Source organism: Amycolatopsis sp. cg13 (assembly GCF_041346965.1).
Taxonomy (GTDB): domain Bacteria; phylum Actinomycetota; class Actinomycetes; order Mycobacteriales; family Pseudonocardiaceae; genus Amycolatopsis.
Genome location: NZ_CP166848.1, coordinates 7,574,737 through 7,591,440 on the forward strand (window position 1 = coordinate 7,574,737; position 16,704 = coordinate 7,591,440).

Below are 16,704 nucleotides of genomic sequence, written 5' to 3' on the forward strand. Positions count from 1 at the left end.
TCCGCGCCGGGATTGAGTCAGAAATTTCCTATCAATTCGCAAGGAAACCCCCGCAGAGCAACTCGCCTACGCAGAGCTGGAAGAGAACGAGGAAGACCTGACGAACCTGCGGAATTGGCTGGCGAAGGCCATCGAGTGAGACATGCTCAGCGCGCCGGACCGCGGATGCGCGGATACCCTACGGGTCCTGGAGCAGTGCGAACAGTCGCTGGAGGAGTACGTGGTAAAGGTCTACGCCGAGGACGCTGACGGTCGCTGAAGGGCAACTTCGGTGGGGCGGCGGATCCGGTGACCACGCCGCAGAGCACCTCCAGCAGTCGCGGTTCGGCACGGGACTCGGCCGCGTAGTCCGCAGCGCTCGCTCGGCCGATGCGCACGGGCCGCGTAAAGTTCACGGCCCCTGCCGATTCGCCCCAGCGTCTGTCCTTGGACGGAGAAAGCGGTCGATGCAGGGCCGCAACGTCGAACAACCGACTCCGTTTATCACGTGCGGGGTCCGAACTGACAGTGCGTCGTCGAAGAGATGCGTCGCGCCGGGTAGTGGTCACTTCAAGCGGACGCCTGTACGGCCCAACTCCTGCCGGGGAGGCAGGGAGGAGGTCTTCCGACCTTCCGGTTGTAACGATCCGGCGTGCTTGGCCGCGAAGTGGATCAGCCTCGTCGTGGATTCCTCTTCGGTGAGAGCGACTTTGGCGAGTTCGGCGATGGCGCGGGTGTAGTAGCCGGACCGGTCGTGAACGAAGGAACCCGAGAGCACATGGTTGATGCAGACGACGGGCCGGTACAGCTCGTAAAGAGTCCAGCCGCTGGACAAGGCAGGGTGGCGGTTGATGCCGGAGGGCACGACTCGGACAGTGACGTTGGTGCACTTCTGGTTGAGCCTGGCCAGATGCCATAACTGCGCGGCTGTGGTCCTGGCCGACGCGACGAGGCCGTGAACGACCAGTTCGCCGATGTACGCGGTGACAGGCTTGGCCTTCGGTCCGGTGAGCATGTTTTCTCGGAGCTTGCGCAACTCGGCCAGTTTGGTGGTGCGGTCAGGGCTGCGGCCAAGGGCCCGAAGTACGTCGCAGGCATATTCGGGCAACTGCAGCAGATCAGGAACAAGCATGGGCTCCCAGACGGTTGCCGATTTGGCCGCCCATTCCACATCGAGCAGGGTGGCGAGATGGTGAGGCACGGGCTGGTCCCCTGCGATCACCACGCCTGCGGTGAGGCTTCGGGCGAGGTTCAAGATCCGCTTTTTGTCCTCGCCGACGATTCCGAGCGCGCCTAGATAGCCCGCCGCGTCCTCTGATGACGGGGTGCGCTGGCCACGCTCCCAGTTCGAGATCAGCGAGGGATTGGTGCCGATCCGGCGGGACAGTTCGCGGAGTCCCCATTTGGCCTCGACGCGCAGGCGGTGCAGAGCCGCACCGAGGATCATGATCCGCGGTTGGTCTGTGGTGTGCTCGTATTTGCTGGGCGGTATCACGCTTAATTTCTTCTCGCCATGGCCTCGTCATCGATGACCGTCAGCACGGCGGGCGATCCTCGGTGCCGACGGGGTGTGAGAACTGCAAGGTTTGTGAGCCTGCTCGCGCAGCAGGTCGCGGTACGTGCGGGCCCACAGGTGCGTACCACGGAGCACGACATATCGGCACATCCCGATCTGCAGGCCCTGTGGGAAACAAGGCCGCCCGTGTCCGGATGCGACCTCTTTTTCGTACGCGGGCGCCCATGCCGCCAACTCGTCGTCGCGCGTTTCAGCTGTGATCCCGGAGGCCCCCGGATCTTTCTCAAACCACTCTCCTGCGTACCTGCCTAGTACTAGGTCCTCTTCGGAGAAGGCTGAATCGAGGTATTCGCGGATCCGGTGATGTGCATGTTCGGCTGGGCTCCGGACTTGGTGCATGGCGCCCGGGCCGGCGGTGAGCAGAGGCAATGCCAGTTCGGAGACTTCCTGCAGAGCCTGGTTCGCTGCGGCGGTGGCAACGCAGGGGATTGCCCACCAAGCAGTCCGGTCCGGCAGCATTTCCTCTACGGCGCACGCTGTCAGTACGCCGGTGTCCAGGCGCAGTGTCACTGCAACGCCGCGCGCGTTTAGCCGACCTGGGAGGTGCAGATACAGGCTCGTCGGCATGGACTCGTCCAGCAATTGGACCCGTGCTTCAGTCGGAGGGCGTTCGCTGTCCAGCCGCCGCGGGCCTTTGCCGCCTAGATCGTGGGCGGCATCGTCTCCGGCGACCAGGTCCGCGGCGACGTCGAAGTCTCGTGTGGTGCCGGTGTGCGGGATGAAGGCGGTCTCATCTAGGGAGGAAATCAGGGCCACCCGCCATCCGCCAGGGTGCGGACCACCGGGCGGATCACTGTCGGCGAACCACATCCGCCACGTGCGCCCACTGTTGTCGTTCGTTTCGTAGACGAATCCGGCAGCGTCGTAGAGTCGCTTCCAAACTGGAAGCTCGGTTTGCCCGATCACGACAGGGCCCGGTGGCCCACGAGTGTTGCATCTGAGGCCGCACGGTCGTTCGTAGTCAAATCCGACGAGTGTTTATGTTGCATTTTGTGAGGTTGTGCCTTTCGGTGGTCAGAACCGTCGTGTTCCATCCGGTTGCTGTGTTGGTTGTGTGCGTCCATACTGATGTTGTCGTCTGTGTCGACTCGGAGAGGCGGTAGATTCGGCATTCGCAATCGATTGATGGCTCGGTTTCTTCGAAATTTATGGTGCAGAATTCTTTGCGGTGACTGTTCAGCGTTTGCTCTTCCGGCCCGCGGGCATGCGTGATTTCGAGGTAGGCGAGTTGCACCGTCCTGTGCTCAGGCGCTGTTGTCGCGTTCGTCTCCCGGGACAAGTCTTGCCGCCCGCAGTGGCAGGGGTTCAGTAAGCGCGGCAGTCGGTCGCGTGTACCAGGCGGGTCGCTTCGGCTGTCAGGCGCTGCGTGCTCTGCGGTTGAGCTGGTCATGGTTTCCACGCCCGCCAGGGAAAGTCGGCGGACAAGCGGCCGTCTGCGATCACATCTGCGATCGCAGACGGCCGTAGCAGGGCGGCTTCGGGCTCGCCGCACCAGTGGGGCGCATAGGGCTGGTGGCCAGTGATGTCATCGTTTTCGGCGAGAGTCGCATCGAAGAGAAACGCCAGGCCCGTCGAGTAGTCGTGTTGACCGCTCACGACCTCATGCTCAATCACGCAGCAAAAGTCCAGTCCGGTGATCGTTGTGCCGATCTGGTCGCGCAGGGTGCGATGGAGCGCTCGCTCAACTGGTTCGCCGTCGCGAACTGGGCCGCCCGGCAAGACAAGCGCGCCGGTCTCGTCGGTCAGGAACAGGATTTCCTCGTCGCGGCCTATGAGAGCGTAAGCTGCGACTCGAGGACCTGGTCGGTAGCTGGCATTGTTATTCATGGCGGGTTCCCATCACTGTGCGGGGAGCCAGCCGAGATGACTGGCTGGCTCGTGCGGTGGACATGACGTCCTCGGCCGCGCAGTCCTGCTTCACGCGAACTTCCTCTCGCTAGCGGTGCGCGGCGGCGAGATCGCGGTCTTTAACCGGCCACGCGATCTGTGTTGCAGTCCAATCGTCCAATGGCCTCCGGCGAGTGACAGAAGGCTGGCCCAGGTCGGTCGCCCCATTGTTCGGAGACTCTCTGTGTTCTGCGGGAACTGGTGCAACGCCCTGCCTGAGACAAGGTTGGTCGAGCACAGTTGTCGCCTCCTCTCTTTCCCGAGACGGGTACCGTCCTCGTCGGAAAAACACTTGATGCACCACAACGGAGCCATGAAGAACAAATGGCAAGAACGTGAGGCATACCGTCGGCAGGCCGCGCATGTCAGGCTGCCGCTGTCAGCGCGCCGAACAACTGACCTCTGTCGCATCCGCACAACTCGGCGAGCTTGTCCTGCGCAGGCCCGGGAACTAGCAGCCGGCCCATCGATTTCCGTGGAAGCTCCCGCAACCGAATCGCCGCCCACTGTGCGAGAGAGTGCCCGGACCGGGCCAATTCGGCGAGGTCCAAGACCGCCAAGCCGTTGTTGACCACGCCGTTGTAGACCCGATCGATCAGGCGACCGGGAGGCAGTCCCAATGCGGTGCAGTACGACCCGAACCGGGCGACAGTCATCGCGCGCGTTCCGAACTTGTGTGAGGCGATAGCCTCGTTCGACTGCCCCAGGCCCATCGCGAGCACCAGATCGGGTCGGGTCCATCCCCGACTTTGGCGCGCTGAAAGGAGTTCTTTGCCTAGAGCCTTGAGGAACTTCGCCTCGATGTCCACTCTGTTGGTCATGACGCTCTCCTGGCATGGAGCCTTCGTCCATGAATGCGGTATCGGCGAAAAGGCCGAGGTCGGCGATGCCGTCCAGCTTCCCCGCCCTGGATGATCACAAGAACCGCCCGCTGCTTCTCACGTTGCCGTTGGCGGGAAAGCCGAATGATGCGAGCGCACTCAGCGCATTTGGCGCCGGGGGCCGAGATGGCGAGTGCGCACTCCAACTGCCGACCACAGACGCTGACGAGAGGCATACCGTGTTCGCGAGTTCGATAGAAGGCCTCGTCGGTCACCTCGTGCTGGATGCCGTCGCGTCCGCACGTGTAGGGCGTGGTCCACAGGCGTTGGACTGGTCCTGCCATTCCAGACACCTCTCATTCGGGTTGGAACGCGGTGGAGGCGACTGGTCGGGGGACAGCCGTCTCCACCGCGGCTGTGGAGCGGCGGACGGGCGAGGGTGCACGGGCGTGCTGACGTGGGGTGGCGGTGCACGCCGTCGTGCTCGACCTCGCCCGCCGCCGGGATCCCCAGGGACGTCCCGCGCTGTCGATCCGGACGTCCCGGGGTGGCACTGCCTTCGAAAAGGCGGTCAGGCATTGATCTCGCGGGATCTCTGCTAGGCCAGGAGGTGTGCGGCGTCCTGGGTTTCGTCGCGTCCTGCCTTGCCGCTGGGCAGTTCGGATGTGTCGCCCAGTGCGGTTGTCGATGATGGCGCGGAACCCCGCAGTGCAGGCCGTGCTGAACTCGTTCCATCTTCGTCGGGCTGAGCACTGGCCGCGAGATCAACGTGAGTCGTCGCAGTAGGCAACATGGCTATCACTGGAAAGCACCCTCCTGCTCGTCGGTGTTAGTGGTACCTGGCCGGACTTGTGTCTGTCGTTGGGTTGGCCAGCGTCCGTGCGACGGATCCCTGACCCTCTTGCCGGTTTCGTGGTCCGCCGCTGTGCCACCACTAACGAAACCCCAGTTCAAGCCCGTAAACCACCCAACGAAACCATGATCTTGAGGGACCGGAACTCACTGTTCAACGGGGAGAAATTGCTCCATACTGGGATCGGCGTATGGTCCGCGCAGACTCGCCTGAAGGGGGACCGCCGTGCCTTCGACCACTCGCAGTGTGCGAAGCAAGCAACGCGAATTGTCAGCGCAGCTCCGAGCGCAGTCTAAGACATGGGTGGAGATCGCGTTTGTCCTCGCCGAGCGGTACAACGTCAACATGCGCACCGCCCTGCGGTTGGCCCGTGGGTGGAGCCAGCGAGAGGCTGCCGAACGTTGGAACCGGCATTGGCCGGCTGAGCCGAAGACTGACAAGGCGTTTTCGTACTGGGAGCTGTGGCCCGCGCCGACGGGGCACGCTCCGCCTCTCGACGTTCTCTGTCGGCTGGCGGAACTTTACGAGTGCAGGGTCGCCGATCTTCTTGCTGATGTAGCCGACTACCGGCCTGCCGACTCGGTCCATCAGGATCGGCAGCAACTGGCAGTGATCGAGAATCCGGCTACGTCCGTCCAGGACATCGTTGCGCGATTGGGCGCGACCGACGTTCACGAGTTGGCCAAGATGGCGACGACGTGGGCACAGGCAGGCGGTTCCGGTGTCAGCCGTCGGTCGTTGCTGCTCAAGATCAGCGCTGCGCTGTCGCTGGCATCGTTGACCCCCGTGCTCACGGAGGAGCCCGCCGGTGCCGCAACTTCAAGCGCAGGCACAGAGAGCGGCGACTTCTCCGGAATTTGGCGCAGCCGCTACGTTTACCCGAGTTCCGGCCGAGGCAAGAGCTTCACCGGCGAGCACTATGTCGTTTTACGCCAGCAGGAGCGCCGCTTGATCGGACAGAGCTTGCCACACTCAATCGGGTCCCGGCTGCGGCTGGAATTGGCGCTGGACCGAGCTGTGGCAACGGGGACGTGGTGCGAGCGAACGTCCCCGACCGGCTACTACCAGGGTGCCATTTACCACGGGACCCTCCAGCTGGTCATCGACCCGGCTGGTCGCCGCATGTCCGGCAGGTGGCTTGGCTTCGGTCGTGACTTCAAGATCAATTCCGGCGAGTGGGACCTGACCTGGTGCGAGCCGGGTACTTCAAAGCAAGCGCAGCGCGCGTACTACGAGAAGGCTTAGCTAGCACAGCACTGCTACTACTGTGCTTCCCCGAGCGATGCTCCCGGATGCGACCCGGGCGAAGATGCCGTACATCATCTTCGCCTCGTACACCCAATCGAGTACCACGCCGTGGCGATCCTCGAAGTCGGAGATGAATGAATCCAGTTCGGGCTTTCGCTTGGCGTAGCCGCCGAAGTGGAACTCCGTTTCGAGCGACCAGTTGTGCGTCTCGGCTTGAAACGCCTCGCGTTGGAAGCGCCGCACCTCATCGTTGAGGAAGCCGCCGCCCTTCAGCACACTGAACCCGATCGCGCGCTGGCCCTGCCGGAGACGTGCTGCGATACCCGCCAAGGTGCAGCCGGTGCCGGATGCCGAGCAGATGGTGTCGAAATCTTCAGTAATCTCGTCGACCAGTTCGGCGCATCCACGCGCAGCTAAGGCATTGCTCCCGCCTTCGGGAAGTACGTAGCACGGGCCAAACTGATTTGCTAAGCGGCTGAGCACGTCTGCGTCGGTCTTGCGTCGATACGTCGTACGGTCCAGGTACGTGAGTCGCATCCCCATGCCCGCGGCAAACGCTAGCGACTCGTTCAGCGGTAGATGTTCCTCGCCTCGAACCACTCCGATGGTGTCGAAGCCGAAATGGCGGCCAGCCGCTGCCGTGGCACGCAAGTGGTTGGAGTACGCGCCTCCGAAGGTGAGCAGAGTGCTGTAGCCCTGTTCGCGCGCCTCAGCCAGATTGAACTTCAGCTTGCGCCACTTGTTGCCCGGCACGTCGGGATGGATCAAGTCGTCTCGCTTGAGCAGAAGCCTGACGTCGTGCGGGCGGAGACGGTCATCATGCAGCTCGACAACCGGCGATGGCAGGCGGAGCGAGATGCCGTCCTGCTCGGAGGGGCGATGTGTTGCCACGGGCGTGAGCTTACGCAGCATTGGCGGTCGCTGACACTGAAGCCGCGTCTACGGAATCGGCCGGATCTACCACGTTCCGCATCAGCTGACGTCGGCTCGACCGCGCTGGACGATCTTGTCCAGAAGCGGGAGGCTTTGTTGATGTTGTGGGCCGGGTCGGACTCGAACCGACGGCCAAGAGATTATGAGTCTCCTGCTCTAACCAACTGAGCTACCGGCCCCAACCAGTTCGTCTGCTGATGCGCAGCGTCTTGGTTTGCTCAAGTTAGCACGATGATCCACGGAGACACCCGCACTGGCTGGCCAGCCCGCACACGCTCCGAACATGCCCGATTCCTCACCCGAGCGTCGGCGGAACCATGCAGCCGACGCCCTACGCGAGCGTGCTCGCGGGGTGCTGGTAACGAACCTGTGTCAGCAACAGGCTGGCAAGCCTGAGCACGCCTAGTGCGTATTGCTTCACGTCCGGTCGCTCTTGAATGTTGTGCGATCGACGTTGCCGAGCGCAGCGACCAGGCCTGTGGCCAAGCTTCGCCAGCCGTCGGTTTCGTTGGCCTGACCGCCCAGCGCGAGCGGACCTTCGGCGGAAAATGCCGTGGCGAACAGTGCTTGACCGACAAGCTTCTTCCCTTGTTTGTCGGTTGGCACTCCGGACCAACGGCGGACTTTGTCTTCGAGGTAGATGACTGCCGCGCTGGCCGCCTGCGCCCAGCGTTCCTCGTCCACGGAGTGTTTGACGTGATCCCAGAGTCCGGGGCCCTAGCTGCCGCCCTCCCTGGCTTTCACGCCAGTCGTGAGGCCGAGTTCGTAGATCGCCGCGTCGATGAGCAACCGCGTCAGCGACGCGGTTGCTGAAGTGCTGTGCATCGCGGGCCCTTTCGCCAGGTGCGCCTGTCCAGACTCCGACGGAGTATCTGAGCGCGACGAACTGCTTCAGCACAGATGATTCGCGTCCGAGGGATTTCTCCAGAACTGCCACCACTTTCGCCTTCCACGCTCGGTGGGATGGCGTGGAAGCTTGCAGGAGAGGTGAGGTTTGGGCTTGGCTCTTGAGTTCTTCCAGTTCAGCAATGGCGTGCTCGGGCTTCAAGTTCCCCTCTGGACGATCGGACTACGGGTTCATGGTCACAAGTTGGCTCGGGCGACATCGGAGCCGGCGACGAAGTCGTGCCAAAGGCGACGAACCCGTGATCAAGGGCCTGCCGTACAAATCAGTCAGTTGATGGAGCTGCGGCGTTCGAGGAAGACGGTGTCGTGCCAGGTGCCGTCGCGTTGAGCGATGCGTTCGCGGACGCCGATGGTGCGGTAGCCGGCGGAGTCGTGCAGGGCGAGGCTAGCGCGGATGTCGGTGAAGATCGAATCCGGCTCGTGGCCATCATCCGGCACTCGCCCGGGGGCGAAGCCTGCTTCTGCGATCTCGCCGAGGAATTCGCCATGCCCCAAGCGATCCTCAGCCACCACCTGCGCGTCCTGGTTTCCGCCGGGCTGCTTACCCGCGAACGGCGTGGCACCTGGAGTTGGTACCGCCTCGTCCCCGAACCTCTCGAAACCCTCCAGGCGCTGTTGGACACAGGTGGCCCGCTCGTCGACCGGATCGCCTCGGTCGCGAGTTCCGGCGGCGACGGACGCTGCTGATCTCCGGTCGCGTCGTCACAGTCTCTGTTGTCGCGGACGCGAGGTCGCGGTCGCGTGGCTGAGGATCTGCCGGGCGAGGTGGGCGGCGTCGTGGCCGACGTAGCCGATGAGCGCTGAGCCTGCGGTTCGTTGCCAGGGCTGCCCGAGGACGTACAGGCCAGGTGTCGGCGTGATGCCTTCACGGTGGCGGAGTACCGACCCGTCGAGCGCGCCGGGGATGTTGACCCACGAGTGGTCCCGGCGGAATCCGGTCGCCCAGACAACCGCGTCGACGTCGGCGCGCGCTTCGTCGGCGAAGACCGCAGTGCTGTCCAGGGCGTTCGTGAGCCGGGGCGCGAAGCTGATTCCGAGGCGGCGCAAGGCGCGCGGCGAGTGGCCGATCACTGTGCCTTCGCCGCGGCGCATCCAGTGACCTCGTCGAGAGGCCGCGGGGGCAGTGATCAGCCCGGTACGGGTCTGCCACCAGAAGATGTCGCGCCCCAGGATGCGTTGCGGGACATGGACGTTGCGGGTTCCGGCCGAGAGCGTCACCGCGACGACGTCCGGGTCGGCGGCGAGTTCGGCGGCGATCTGCACGCCGGAGTTGCCCGCGCCCACCACCAGGACCCGGCTGCCGCGGAACGCGTCCGGATCCCGGTATGCGCTGCTGTGTTGTTGCAGGATTTCGGATGCGAATGTTTCCGAGAGGGCCGGGACGGCAGGTTGCTGGAACGGCCCGGTCGCGACGACCACCTGCCGCGCCCGGACCGGTCCGCGAGTCGTGGCGAGACGGTAGCCGTCGTCGTGTCGTTCGAGGGCGGTGACCGCGGTCGACGTCTTGACGGGCAGGTCGAAGGTGCTGGCGTAGGTCGCGAGGTAGTTGGCGACCTGGTCTTTCCCGGGGCAGGCGTCCGGCGGGCCGGGGAACGGGAGGCCAGGCAGAGCGGCGTATCGCGCCGGGGTGAACAGGCGCAGGGACGTCCAGCGATCGCGCCAGACGTGGCCGACCTCCGGGCCCGCGTCGAGGGCCACGAAATCCAGGCCTGTGCCGGCGAGTTCGTGTCCGAGAGCCAGTCCTGCCTGGCCGCCGCCCACGATGGCGACGTCGTAGCCGGTCATGTCGCCGACGGGGCGACGGTGCCCAGGATGAGGTCGGCGACGCGGACGAAGGCGGTCATGTCGTCGGGCGGCACGTCGCCGAGGACTGCCCGGGCACCGCTGCGCCGGCTGTCGTTGATCCACTGTGCGGTGACGGATCCTTTGGGAGTCAAGGAAACCGCGACGGCGCGCCGGTCGTGAGGATGGGGCAGTCGCCGCACCAGACCAGCGCCCTGCAATTGGTCGACGAGGCTGGTGACGTGGCGAGGAGTGCATCGCAGCGCGTCGGCGAGCGCGCGTTGCATCAGCTCACCGTCGCGGGCCAGCACGTAGATCACCTCCGCGCGGCTGGGGGTAAGGCCTCGCTCGGCGAGCACCCCCTGCATCGTCTCGGCCAGCCGAGCGGCCAGCTCGAAAGCCTTGTCGAACGCCTCCTCCGGACTCCCGGTCACCTCGTCCCTCCCCCTTTTAGTGTCTAGGGTACATAGTGAGGTGAGTTCAGTAAATCTGCTGCCCGACCGTCGTCGGCGCTGGGCCCGGCACCTGTCGCGGCGGTCACAGCTGGCCTGTCTCTGCTGGTCACAGGCCGCATGCGCGGACGTCACGGCGGGAGTGCGGACGCGCCAGTGGGCCGGAAGTGTGACACTATTGGCATAGATCCAGAAAGCTTTGGAGAAGCAGAACGGGATGGTGTCCCATGTCGGAGAACCCTGGGCCCCAAGAGGTGTTGTTCGAGCAGTTCGCCCGCGTCGGCAAGGCGCTCGGCAGCCCGAAGCGGCTGGAGCTGCTGGACGTGTTGGCTCAGGGGGAACGCAGCGTGGAGGTCCTGGCGCGACGCACCGGCCTGAAGCTGACGACCGCGTCCGCGCATCTGCAGGCGCTGCGGCAGGGCGGGCTGGTGCGGACCCGCAAGGACGGCACCCGGGTGTTCTACCGGCTCGCCGGGGACGAGGTCGCCCGGTTGTGCCTGAGCTTGCACGAAGTCGCGAAGGCGCATCTGGCCGAGACCCGGCAGGCCGCCGACGAGCTTCTGGGAGAGGACGAGGTCGAGGAACTCGGCCGCGACGCGCTGATGGACCGGATCGAAGCAGGCGACGCGCTCGTGCTGGACGTGCGCCCGGAGACCGAGTTCGAGGCCGGGCACATCGCCGGTGCGGTGTCGGTGCCCCTGGACGAGCTCGAAGACCGGCTCTCAGAGCTGCCTGCGGATCAGGAGGTTGTGGCCTACTGTCGGGGCGAGTTCTGCGTGCTGTCCTACGAGGCGGTGCGGCTGTTGCGGGCGCGCGGGCGCCAGGCCCGCCGGATGTCGGGCGGGATGCTCGAGTGGCGTTCGGAAGGGCGGGCGATCGCCGCGTAGCCGCCGGGCCGGCGAACCTGGTGCGCGGGCAGGGTTTCGGTCACATGAAGTTGTGGGTGTGCGTCACATGAAGTTGCGGGTGTGCAAAGAGGACAGATCCGCGGCTTCGTCGGCGGGGAAGCCGAGGTGGACCAGTCTCCGCTGCCGACCGTCGTCCATTTCGGACTGGAGCTTCATGACCTTGTCGTAGCCGCGGGCGATCGCCTCCGGCGTCCACTGTCCGGCCGCCATGATGACGAGCGAGTCGAAGACGTCCTGGTTGAGTCCGGAGGTGTCGACCAGCGCGTCGTAGCGGCGCTCGACCGCGGACCGGAGCCGTCCCCGCAGAGCCGGGTCGATCTGGGACTGGTGTTGCAGGTGGGCCACCCCGAACGCGACGTGCCGGGCCTCGTCGCGGCGGGCGAGGCGGGTGACCTGCCGGGTCACCGGGTCCGGGGCGTGTTTGTCCAGGAACTCCAGCAGGTTCAGGAAGCTGCCCTCGCCGAGGACCGACAGCAGGAACGAGGCGAGCGAGAACTCGGCTTCGGTCAGCAGCGTGGCCAGCGATTCCCGGCCGCTGGCCGAGGACGTGCCCATCTCGCCTCCGCGCAGGAGCGCGCGGCGGGTGAAGACCTCCATGTGGCGGGCTTCGTCGGCCGCTTGCACGGCGAGCAACTGGAGCACTTCCCGGAAGTGTGGGTGGATCCGGCCCAGCAGCCGCGCCGGGATGACCAGCGCGGCCTGCTCGTTCTCGATGAGGTAGGTCATCACCTGGACGACCGCTTGTTCCACCTCGGGCGCCAGCGTGAAATCCGCTTTCCAGTCCACTTCGGTGTCGGGGTTCCATTGGGCGGACGCGGCGTGCGCGTAGAGCGAGGGCGCGATCTCGGCCCACACCAGGTCGCGGTGGGTGATGTCGAACGGCGGCGTCGGGCCTCCTTGCTCGATCAGCGCGCCGCGCGCGGCCAGGCCCCAGTCCGGTGCCGGGTCGCTGACGATCCCGCCGGGAAGCGGCCCGCCGGCCCGCTGGGCGCCGGCCCACCGGTCGAGGTCCGCGCGGCCGCGGACCACCCAGGCGCGGACGCCGAAGTCGGTGTCGAGGGCCGGGCGGACGCCGTGCCCGTTCTGGCGGCACCAGGTTTCCAGGTGCACGACCAGCGCGGGGTCGCCGCCGGTGACGCCGAGTTCGTCGCCGGGGCGCAGCCCGCGCAACGCCTGTTGCACGAGCAGGTGGGCGCCTCGTTCGAAGCTGAGGTTTTCCAGGTCGAGCACGCCGGGCGGTGCGAAGGTCATGGCCGGTACTCCCGGGCGGTGACCCGGCCCTCGGCGTCGTAGAAGGCCTGTTCGCGCACGGCGGCGTCGAGCATGGCGTACCCGCTGCTGCGGCCTTCGTGCCATGCGGTGAGGCCCTCCAAGTCGAACAGGGGCCGGACCTCGGGGTCGGTGTAGGACATCGAGAGCAGCAGCTGGCCCAGCTTGCGGACCTCGTCTTGCGGCGCGTCGTCGACGACGCTGAGGTTGCAGTGGTCGTAGGCGGGAGTCTGGGCGAGCACGCGGGTGCTTCCGGGCGGGAGCGTGCCTTCCTTGCCGAAAAGCAGGTGGTTCATGTCGATGATCGCGGCCGCTTCGATCTCGCCGGCCAGCAGCGCTCGCGCGGCGTCGCGTTCGCCGCCGATGTGGTCGCCGTGCAGGCCGACGCCCACGTCGAAACGGCGGACCGTGAGGTTCTCGCCCGGGACGAGCCCGGCCTCCCGCAGGAACGAGCACGGGATCAGCGTGGCCTGCGGCGAGTCGACGGCGCCGACCCCCACGGTGACGCCTTCCAGATCGGCGACCTTCTCGTAGTGGGAATCGGCGCGGACGATGATGACCGAGGTCAGGTTCCGGTCGGTGTCGCGCATGACCAGCGGCGTGAGCTGCCTGCTGTTGGCGCCGGCCAGGCGCTGCGCGCGCAGCCAGGCCAGCGGCGAGTTCCACGCGGCGTGGATCCGCCCGGCCGCGAGGTCCTCGACCTGGCGTTCGTAATGGGAGTAGAGCACGAAGTCGAAAGACAGCCCGCGGTTCTGCAGCCAGGAGCGGAACCCGTTCCAGATCGTGACGACTTTCGGGTCGTAGGCCACAGCGCCCATCAACAAAGTCATGACATCCCCTCCGTAGTCAGAACAGCGGCAGGCCGAGGCTGGCCCGGCCGACGAAATCGCGCAGTGCTTCCGTGGTCGGAGCCATCACCCGAGCCGCCAGCGAATCGCGGAACTGCCGTTCGACGCCCAGTTCCTTGCGGAACGCGGAGCCGCCGCACAGCCGCATCACCCCGTCGGCGACCTCCGAGGCGGCCTCCGCGGCGACGGCTTTCACCTGCAGCACCCGCAAAGTCGCGTCCTCGCGTCCTTCCACCAGCGCCGCGAGCGTGTCGCACAGGAAAGCGCGGACCTCGTCAGTGCGGGTCAGCAACCGCGCGAACCGTTCGCGGTGCTGCGGTTGTTCGGCCAACGTCTGGTCGAGATGGGCGAGGCGGGTCCCGGTCAGGTGAGCCGCCGCCTTCGCGATCAGCGCCTGCATCAGCCCCAGGGAGAAGGCCGCGTTCAGGACCAGAAAGTTTGGAAGAGCCGACTGCAGCGCGAGGTCCAGGCCCGCGCCGTCGCTGCCGAGCATGGCCGAGGAAGGCACCTCCACCGCCTGGCCGGCAACAGGATTGGAGGCGTTGCCGCGCAGTCCCAGCCCGTCGAACTTCCCCCGCACCGTCAGGCCCTTGGCGTCGCTGGAGACCAGCCACAGCGTCATCGGCCCCTCGGCCGCCACCGGCCGGCTCGACCACACGTAGCTGTCCGCCTCCCCGGCCGCGGTCACCCAGCTCTTCTGCGCGTCGAGAACGACCCGGTCGCCGCCGTTCGCGGTCGCCGATCCTTGCGGGGCCCAGAAATGGCTGCGGGAACCCGTTTCCGAGAACGCAAGGGTGCTCAGGTGCCGTCCTTCGCCGATCGCCCGGCGAGTGTCGCGGTCGCCGTGGGCTTCGATCAGCGCGGTGGCGGCGTAGTGCATCAGCGTGACCATCGCCGTCGACCCGCACGCCCCCGCCAGTTTCTCGATCACGTGCGCGGCGTCCGCGAGGGAACCTCCGGCTCCGCCGACCTCGCTGGAGCTGATCAGCCCGAGCAGGCCGGCCTTCCCCAGAGCGTTCACGCCGTCGCGGGGGAATTCGCCGGACCGGTCGACCCGATCCGCTTGCGGGGCAACGGTTTGCTCGACCACGGAGGCAACAGCGGTCGCATGGTCAAAAGACATCAGGGTTCCTCCCCATCACGCCCTCGGACCGCAACGGTCTGCCGCGTGGCGCCCCCCGGAGAGCGTCCGACCCGCCCCAGCCCTCAACGCTTCAATACTCCATGGTTATTTGGACAATGGTCACCGTAGCGAGTTCCGCCCCGGGCTGTCCAGGGCCAGTTGGACGGTAAGTAATCGATTTTGCGTGCAGCGTCACCGTGCGAGCGCGTCGGCGCGAGGCCGGGGAGGCGCGACCCGGTCGAGTTCGATGCGCAGTCGCCGTTTGCCCGTGCCGCGGGACTGGTTCGCGGTGACGCGCAGCGCGGCGACCTCGCGGGTGCTGGCGACGTGGGTGCCGCCGTCGGCCTGCCGGTCCAGGCCGGCGATCTCCACGACGCGGATTCTGTCGAGTCCGGCGGGAACCTGGTTGGTTTTCGTGCGGATCAGGTCGGTTCGGCTAAGGAATTCCTCCGGCGGCAGAAAGGAAACGCTCACCGGCCGGGCCGCGGCGATCTCGCGGCGCAGGGCTTCTTCGAGCCGGTCGGCGAAGGACTCGCCGGAGGCTGAGTCGGCGGCGGCCAGTTCGAAGTCGACTCGTCCGCGCAGCGGCTGCATGCTGCGGCTGAGGATGACGCCGCCGTAGTCGCGTCCTACCACGCCCGCGAGCAGATGCAGGCTCGTGTGCGTGCGCATCAGCGCGTAGCGGCGGTCCCAGTCGAGAACGCAGCGCACCTGTTCGTCCTCGCCGGGCTGCGGACCGTCGAGCAGAACGGCGATGCCGTCGTCGTCGCGCCGGAACCCGGTCACCTCGGCGGTCCCGGCCTGTCCGGTCACCGCGCCGACGTCAGCGGGCTGTCCCCCGGCACCGGGGAAGAACGCCATGCGGTCGAGGCGGACGCCGCCGTCGGTGCGCTCCAGCACGCGAGCGGTGAACTCCGCCAGATACGGCTCGGTCTGGTACAGCAGCGTCGTCACGAGGCGGCCCGCCGTCCCCCGCGCGACGCGGGCACCGACCAGCCGTCCGGCACCAGCAGCGGACCGTCCAGGAGCGGGCGGCAGGTCATCGGTGCCGACCAGTCGCCGATGGCGGGACGGCCGCAGGCAGACCAGGCGGCGCACAGATCCGCCAGGTCGTCGTCCAGCGCGGCGGCGTCGGTGCCGGTTGCGTGCACCGCACCGCCGCGCTGGACGACCGCCGCCCCGGCGCCGTCCTCGGCCAGGAGCACAGCCGTTCCGTCGGCGGGATCAAGCCCGGCGAAATGCGCCTGTGTCACCCGGGTGCTGCGCGCGGCGAGGAAGAACCACAGGTCGCAGTAGTCCTCTCCGGTCATCGGCGCCACGACCTGCCTGCTCAGGGTCGGCTCGGGGAACGGGCCCGCGGCGAAGCGGGCCGGGTGCGCACCGGGAAACGGCTGGTACAGCGCCCCGCCCGCGAGCATGAAATCGGTCCACGGCCCTACACCCGTCGCCCGCAACCGCCCGCGCTCGAGACGGAATCGCACGAGCGGATGGGCGCCGCCGTGCGCGAACGGGGCCAGCACGAACCCGCCCCGGGCGAGTTGCTCGACCCAGGCCGGGGGAACGCCGCGGATGCCGCAGCTGGCGAGAATTCGGTCGTAAGGCCCGCGCGCGGGATGCCCGCAGTAGCCATCGCCCACCACCGCTACGACACCGTCGACACCGCACCGCCGCAGCGCCTCCTCGGCGTCGGCGATCACGTCCGGCTGCACGTCGAGCGACACCACCTCGGCACCGGTAACGGCCTGGATCAGGGCGGCGTTGTACCCGATCCCGGCACCGATCTCCAGGACCCGCATCCCCGGCGACAGCTCGAGCGCGCCGAGGATCCGGGCCAGCAGCGACGGCCGCGTGGTCGCGCTGAGCAGTTGGCCGCTGTCCTCGTCGACTTTGAACGCCAGGGGGTTGTCGCCGTAGACCGCGTCGAGGATCTCCTCCGGAACCGGCCCGCCGGACGGCATCTCGTGCCACCGCTGATGCCGGAACCGGGTCAGGAAGCGGTGGCGGGGAACGGTCGCGAACGCGCGCTCGACAGCGTCGTCGCCGATCGCCCCGGCCCGGCGCAGCATCCGCGCATAGTCCTCGAGCCGGTCGTCGACCGGTCCTCGCATGAGTCGGTCCG

The 16,704-nt window shown here is 66.7% G+C and carries 16 protein-coding genes, 1 tRNA gene and 2 pseudogenes; 4 read left to right on the top strand and 15 right to left on the bottom strand.

The window, feature by feature from the left end; genetic code table 11:
- Window positions 1–34: 34 nt before the first annotated feature.
- Window positions 35–139: a Chromate resistance protein ChrB gene (locus AB5I40_RS35545; RefSeq protein ID WP_370940680.1), complete on the top strand. Its 105-nt coding sequence runs from the start codon at window positions 35–37 to the stop codon at window positions 137–139.
- A 405-nt stretch (window positions 140–544) separates the two neighbouring features.
- On the opposite strand, the gene AB5I40_RS35550 is transcribed toward AB5I40_RS35545, so the two are convergent.
- From AB5I40_RS35550 to AB5I40_RS35565, 4 genes are all read right to left on the bottom strand, one after another.
- Window positions 545–1,426: a helix-turn-helix domain-containing protein gene (locus tag AB5I40_RS35550; protein ID WP_370934557.1), complete on the bottom strand. Its 882-nt coding sequence runs from the start codon at window positions 1,424–1,426 to the stop codon at window positions 545–547.
- 75 nt (window positions 1,427–1,501) lie between these two features.
- Window positions 1,502–2,461, bottom strand: a complete 960-nt coding sequence (locus AB5I40_RS35555; RefSeq protein WP_370934558.1) for a hypothetical protein — start codon at window positions 2,459–2,461, stop codon at window positions 1,502–1,504.
- Window positions 2,462–2,941: 480 nt separating this feature from the next.
- Window positions 2,942–3,382 carry an NUDIX domain-containing protein gene (locus AB5I40_RS35560; protein ID WP_370934559.1) on the bottom strand — a complete coding sequence of 147 codons (441 nt, stop codon included), beginning with the start codon at window positions 3,380–3,382 and terminating at the stop codon, window positions 2,942–2,944.
- A gap of 425 nt (window positions 3,383–3,807) precedes the next feature.
- Window positions 3,808–4,263 carry a hypothetical protein gene (locus AB5I40_RS35565; RefSeq protein WP_370934560.1) on the bottom strand — a complete coding sequence of 152 codons (456 nt, stop codon included), beginning with the start codon at window positions 4,261–4,263 and terminating at the stop codon, window positions 3,808–3,810.
- A 1,156-nt stretch (window positions 4,264–5,419) separates the two neighbouring features.
- Here AB5I40_RS35565 and AB5I40_RS35570 point away from each other — a divergent pair.
- A complete protein-coding gene (locus tag AB5I40_RS35570) occupies window positions 5,420–6,361 on the top strand; it encodes a helix-turn-helix domain-containing protein (RefSeq protein WP_370934561.1) in 942 nt (313 codons plus the stop codon).
- Here the strand turns inward: AB5I40_RS35570 and AB5I40_RS35575 are convergent, their stop codons facing one another.
- The 4 genes and pseudogenes from AB5I40_RS35575 to AB5I40_RS35590 form a co-directional block, all read right to left on the bottom strand.
- Window positions 6,362–7,255: a 1-aminocyclopropane-1-carboxylate deaminase/D-cysteine desulfhydrase gene (locus AB5I40_RS35575; protein ID WP_370934562.1), complete on the bottom strand. Its 894-nt coding sequence runs from the start codon at window positions 7,253–7,255 to the stop codon at window positions 6,362–6,364.
- A 147-nt stretch (window positions 7,256–7,402) separates the two neighbouring features.
- Window positions 7,403–7,476 (bottom strand) — tRNA-Ile (locus AB5I40_RS35580).
- Window positions 7,477–7,714: 238 nt separating this feature from the next.
- Window positions 7,715–7,999 (bottom strand): annotated as a pseudogene (locus tag AB5I40_RS35585) (TIGR02391 family protein); the annotation flags it as partial.
- Window positions 8,000–8,470: 471 nt separating this feature from the next.
- Window positions 8,471–8,614: pseudogene (locus AB5I40_RS35590) on the bottom strand (N-acetyltransferase family protein); the annotation flags it as partial.
- A gap of 9 nt (window positions 8,615–8,623) precedes the next feature.
- Here AB5I40_RS35590 and AB5I40_RS35595 point away from each other — a divergent pair.
- The gene (locus tag AB5I40_RS35595; protein WP_370934563.1) at window positions 8,624–8,890 is read left to right on the top strand and encodes an ArsR/SmtB family transcription factor; all 267 of its coding nucleotides are present in this window, start codon (window positions 8,624–8,626) and stop codon (window positions 8,888–8,890) included.
- 15 nt (window positions 8,891–8,905) lie between these two features.
- Here AB5I40_RS35595 and AB5I40_RS35600 read toward each other — a convergent pair whose 3' ends face one another.
- Both AB5I40_RS35600 and AB5I40_RS35605 read right to left on the bottom strand, forming a co-directional pair.
- The gene (locus AB5I40_RS35600; RefSeq protein ID WP_370934564.1) at window positions 8,906–9,988 is read right to left on the bottom strand and encodes a flavin-containing monooxygenase; all 1,083 of its coding nucleotides are present in this window, start codon (window positions 9,986–9,988) and stop codon (window positions 8,906–8,908) included.
- On the bottom strand, window positions 9,985–10,419 hold the full coding sequence (locus tag AB5I40_RS35605) for a MarR family winged helix-turn-helix transcriptional regulator (protein ID WP_370934565.1): 435 nt from the start codon (window positions 10,417–10,419) through the stop codon (window positions 9,985–9,987). The genes AB5I40_RS35600 and AB5I40_RS35605 overlap by 4 nt, the downstream gene beginning before the upstream one ends.
- Window positions 10,420–10,664: 245 nt before the next feature.
- On the opposite strand from AB5I40_RS35605, the gene AB5I40_RS35610 reads away from it, so the two are divergent.
- Window positions 10,665–11,324 carry an ArsR/SmtB family transcription factor gene (locus AB5I40_RS35610; RefSeq protein WP_370934566.1) on the top strand — a complete coding sequence of 220 codons (660 nt, stop codon included), beginning with the start codon at window positions 10,665–10,667 and terminating at the stop codon, window positions 11,322–11,324.
- Window positions 11,325–11,387: 63 nt separating this feature from the next.
- On the opposite strand, the gene AB5I40_RS35615 is transcribed toward AB5I40_RS35610, so the two are convergent.
- The 5 genes from AB5I40_RS35615 to AB5I40_RS35635 form a co-directional block, all read right to left on the bottom strand.
- Window positions 11,388–12,596, bottom strand: coding sequence for a ferritin-like domain-containing protein (locus tag AB5I40_RS35615; protein WP_370934567.1), 1,209 nt, complete (start codon window positions 12,594–12,596; stop codon window positions 11,388–11,390).
- Window positions 12,593–13,444 carry a phosphate/phosphite/phosphonate ABC transporter substrate-binding protein gene (locus AB5I40_RS35620; RefSeq protein WP_370934568.1) on the bottom strand — a complete coding sequence of 284 codons (852 nt, stop codon included), beginning with the start codon at window positions 13,442–13,444 and terminating at the stop codon, window positions 12,593–12,595. Before AB5I40_RS35620 ends, AB5I40_RS35615 begins: the two co-directional genes overlap by 4 nt.
- A gap of 16 nt (window positions 13,445–13,460) precedes the next feature.
- Window positions 13,461–14,585 carry an acyl-CoA dehydrogenase family protein gene (locus AB5I40_RS35625; RefSeq protein ID WP_370934569.1) on the bottom strand — a complete coding sequence of 375 codons (1,125 nt, stop codon included), beginning with the start codon at window positions 14,583–14,585 and terminating at the stop codon, window positions 13,461–13,463.
- Window positions 14,586–14,777: 192 nt separating this feature from the next.
- On the bottom strand, window positions 14,778–15,539 hold the full coding sequence (locus AB5I40_RS35630) for an alanyl-tRNA editing protein (RefSeq protein ID WP_370934570.1): 762 nt from the start codon (window positions 15,537–15,539) through the stop codon (window positions 14,778–14,780).
- Entirely contained in the window at window positions 15,536–16,693 is a 1,158-nt protein-coding gene (locus AB5I40_RS35635) for a methyltransferase domain-containing protein (protein WP_370934571.1), read from the bottom strand. Before AB5I40_RS35635 ends, AB5I40_RS35630 begins: the two co-directional genes overlap by 4 nt.
- Window positions 16,694–16,704: the final 11 nt, after the last annotated feature.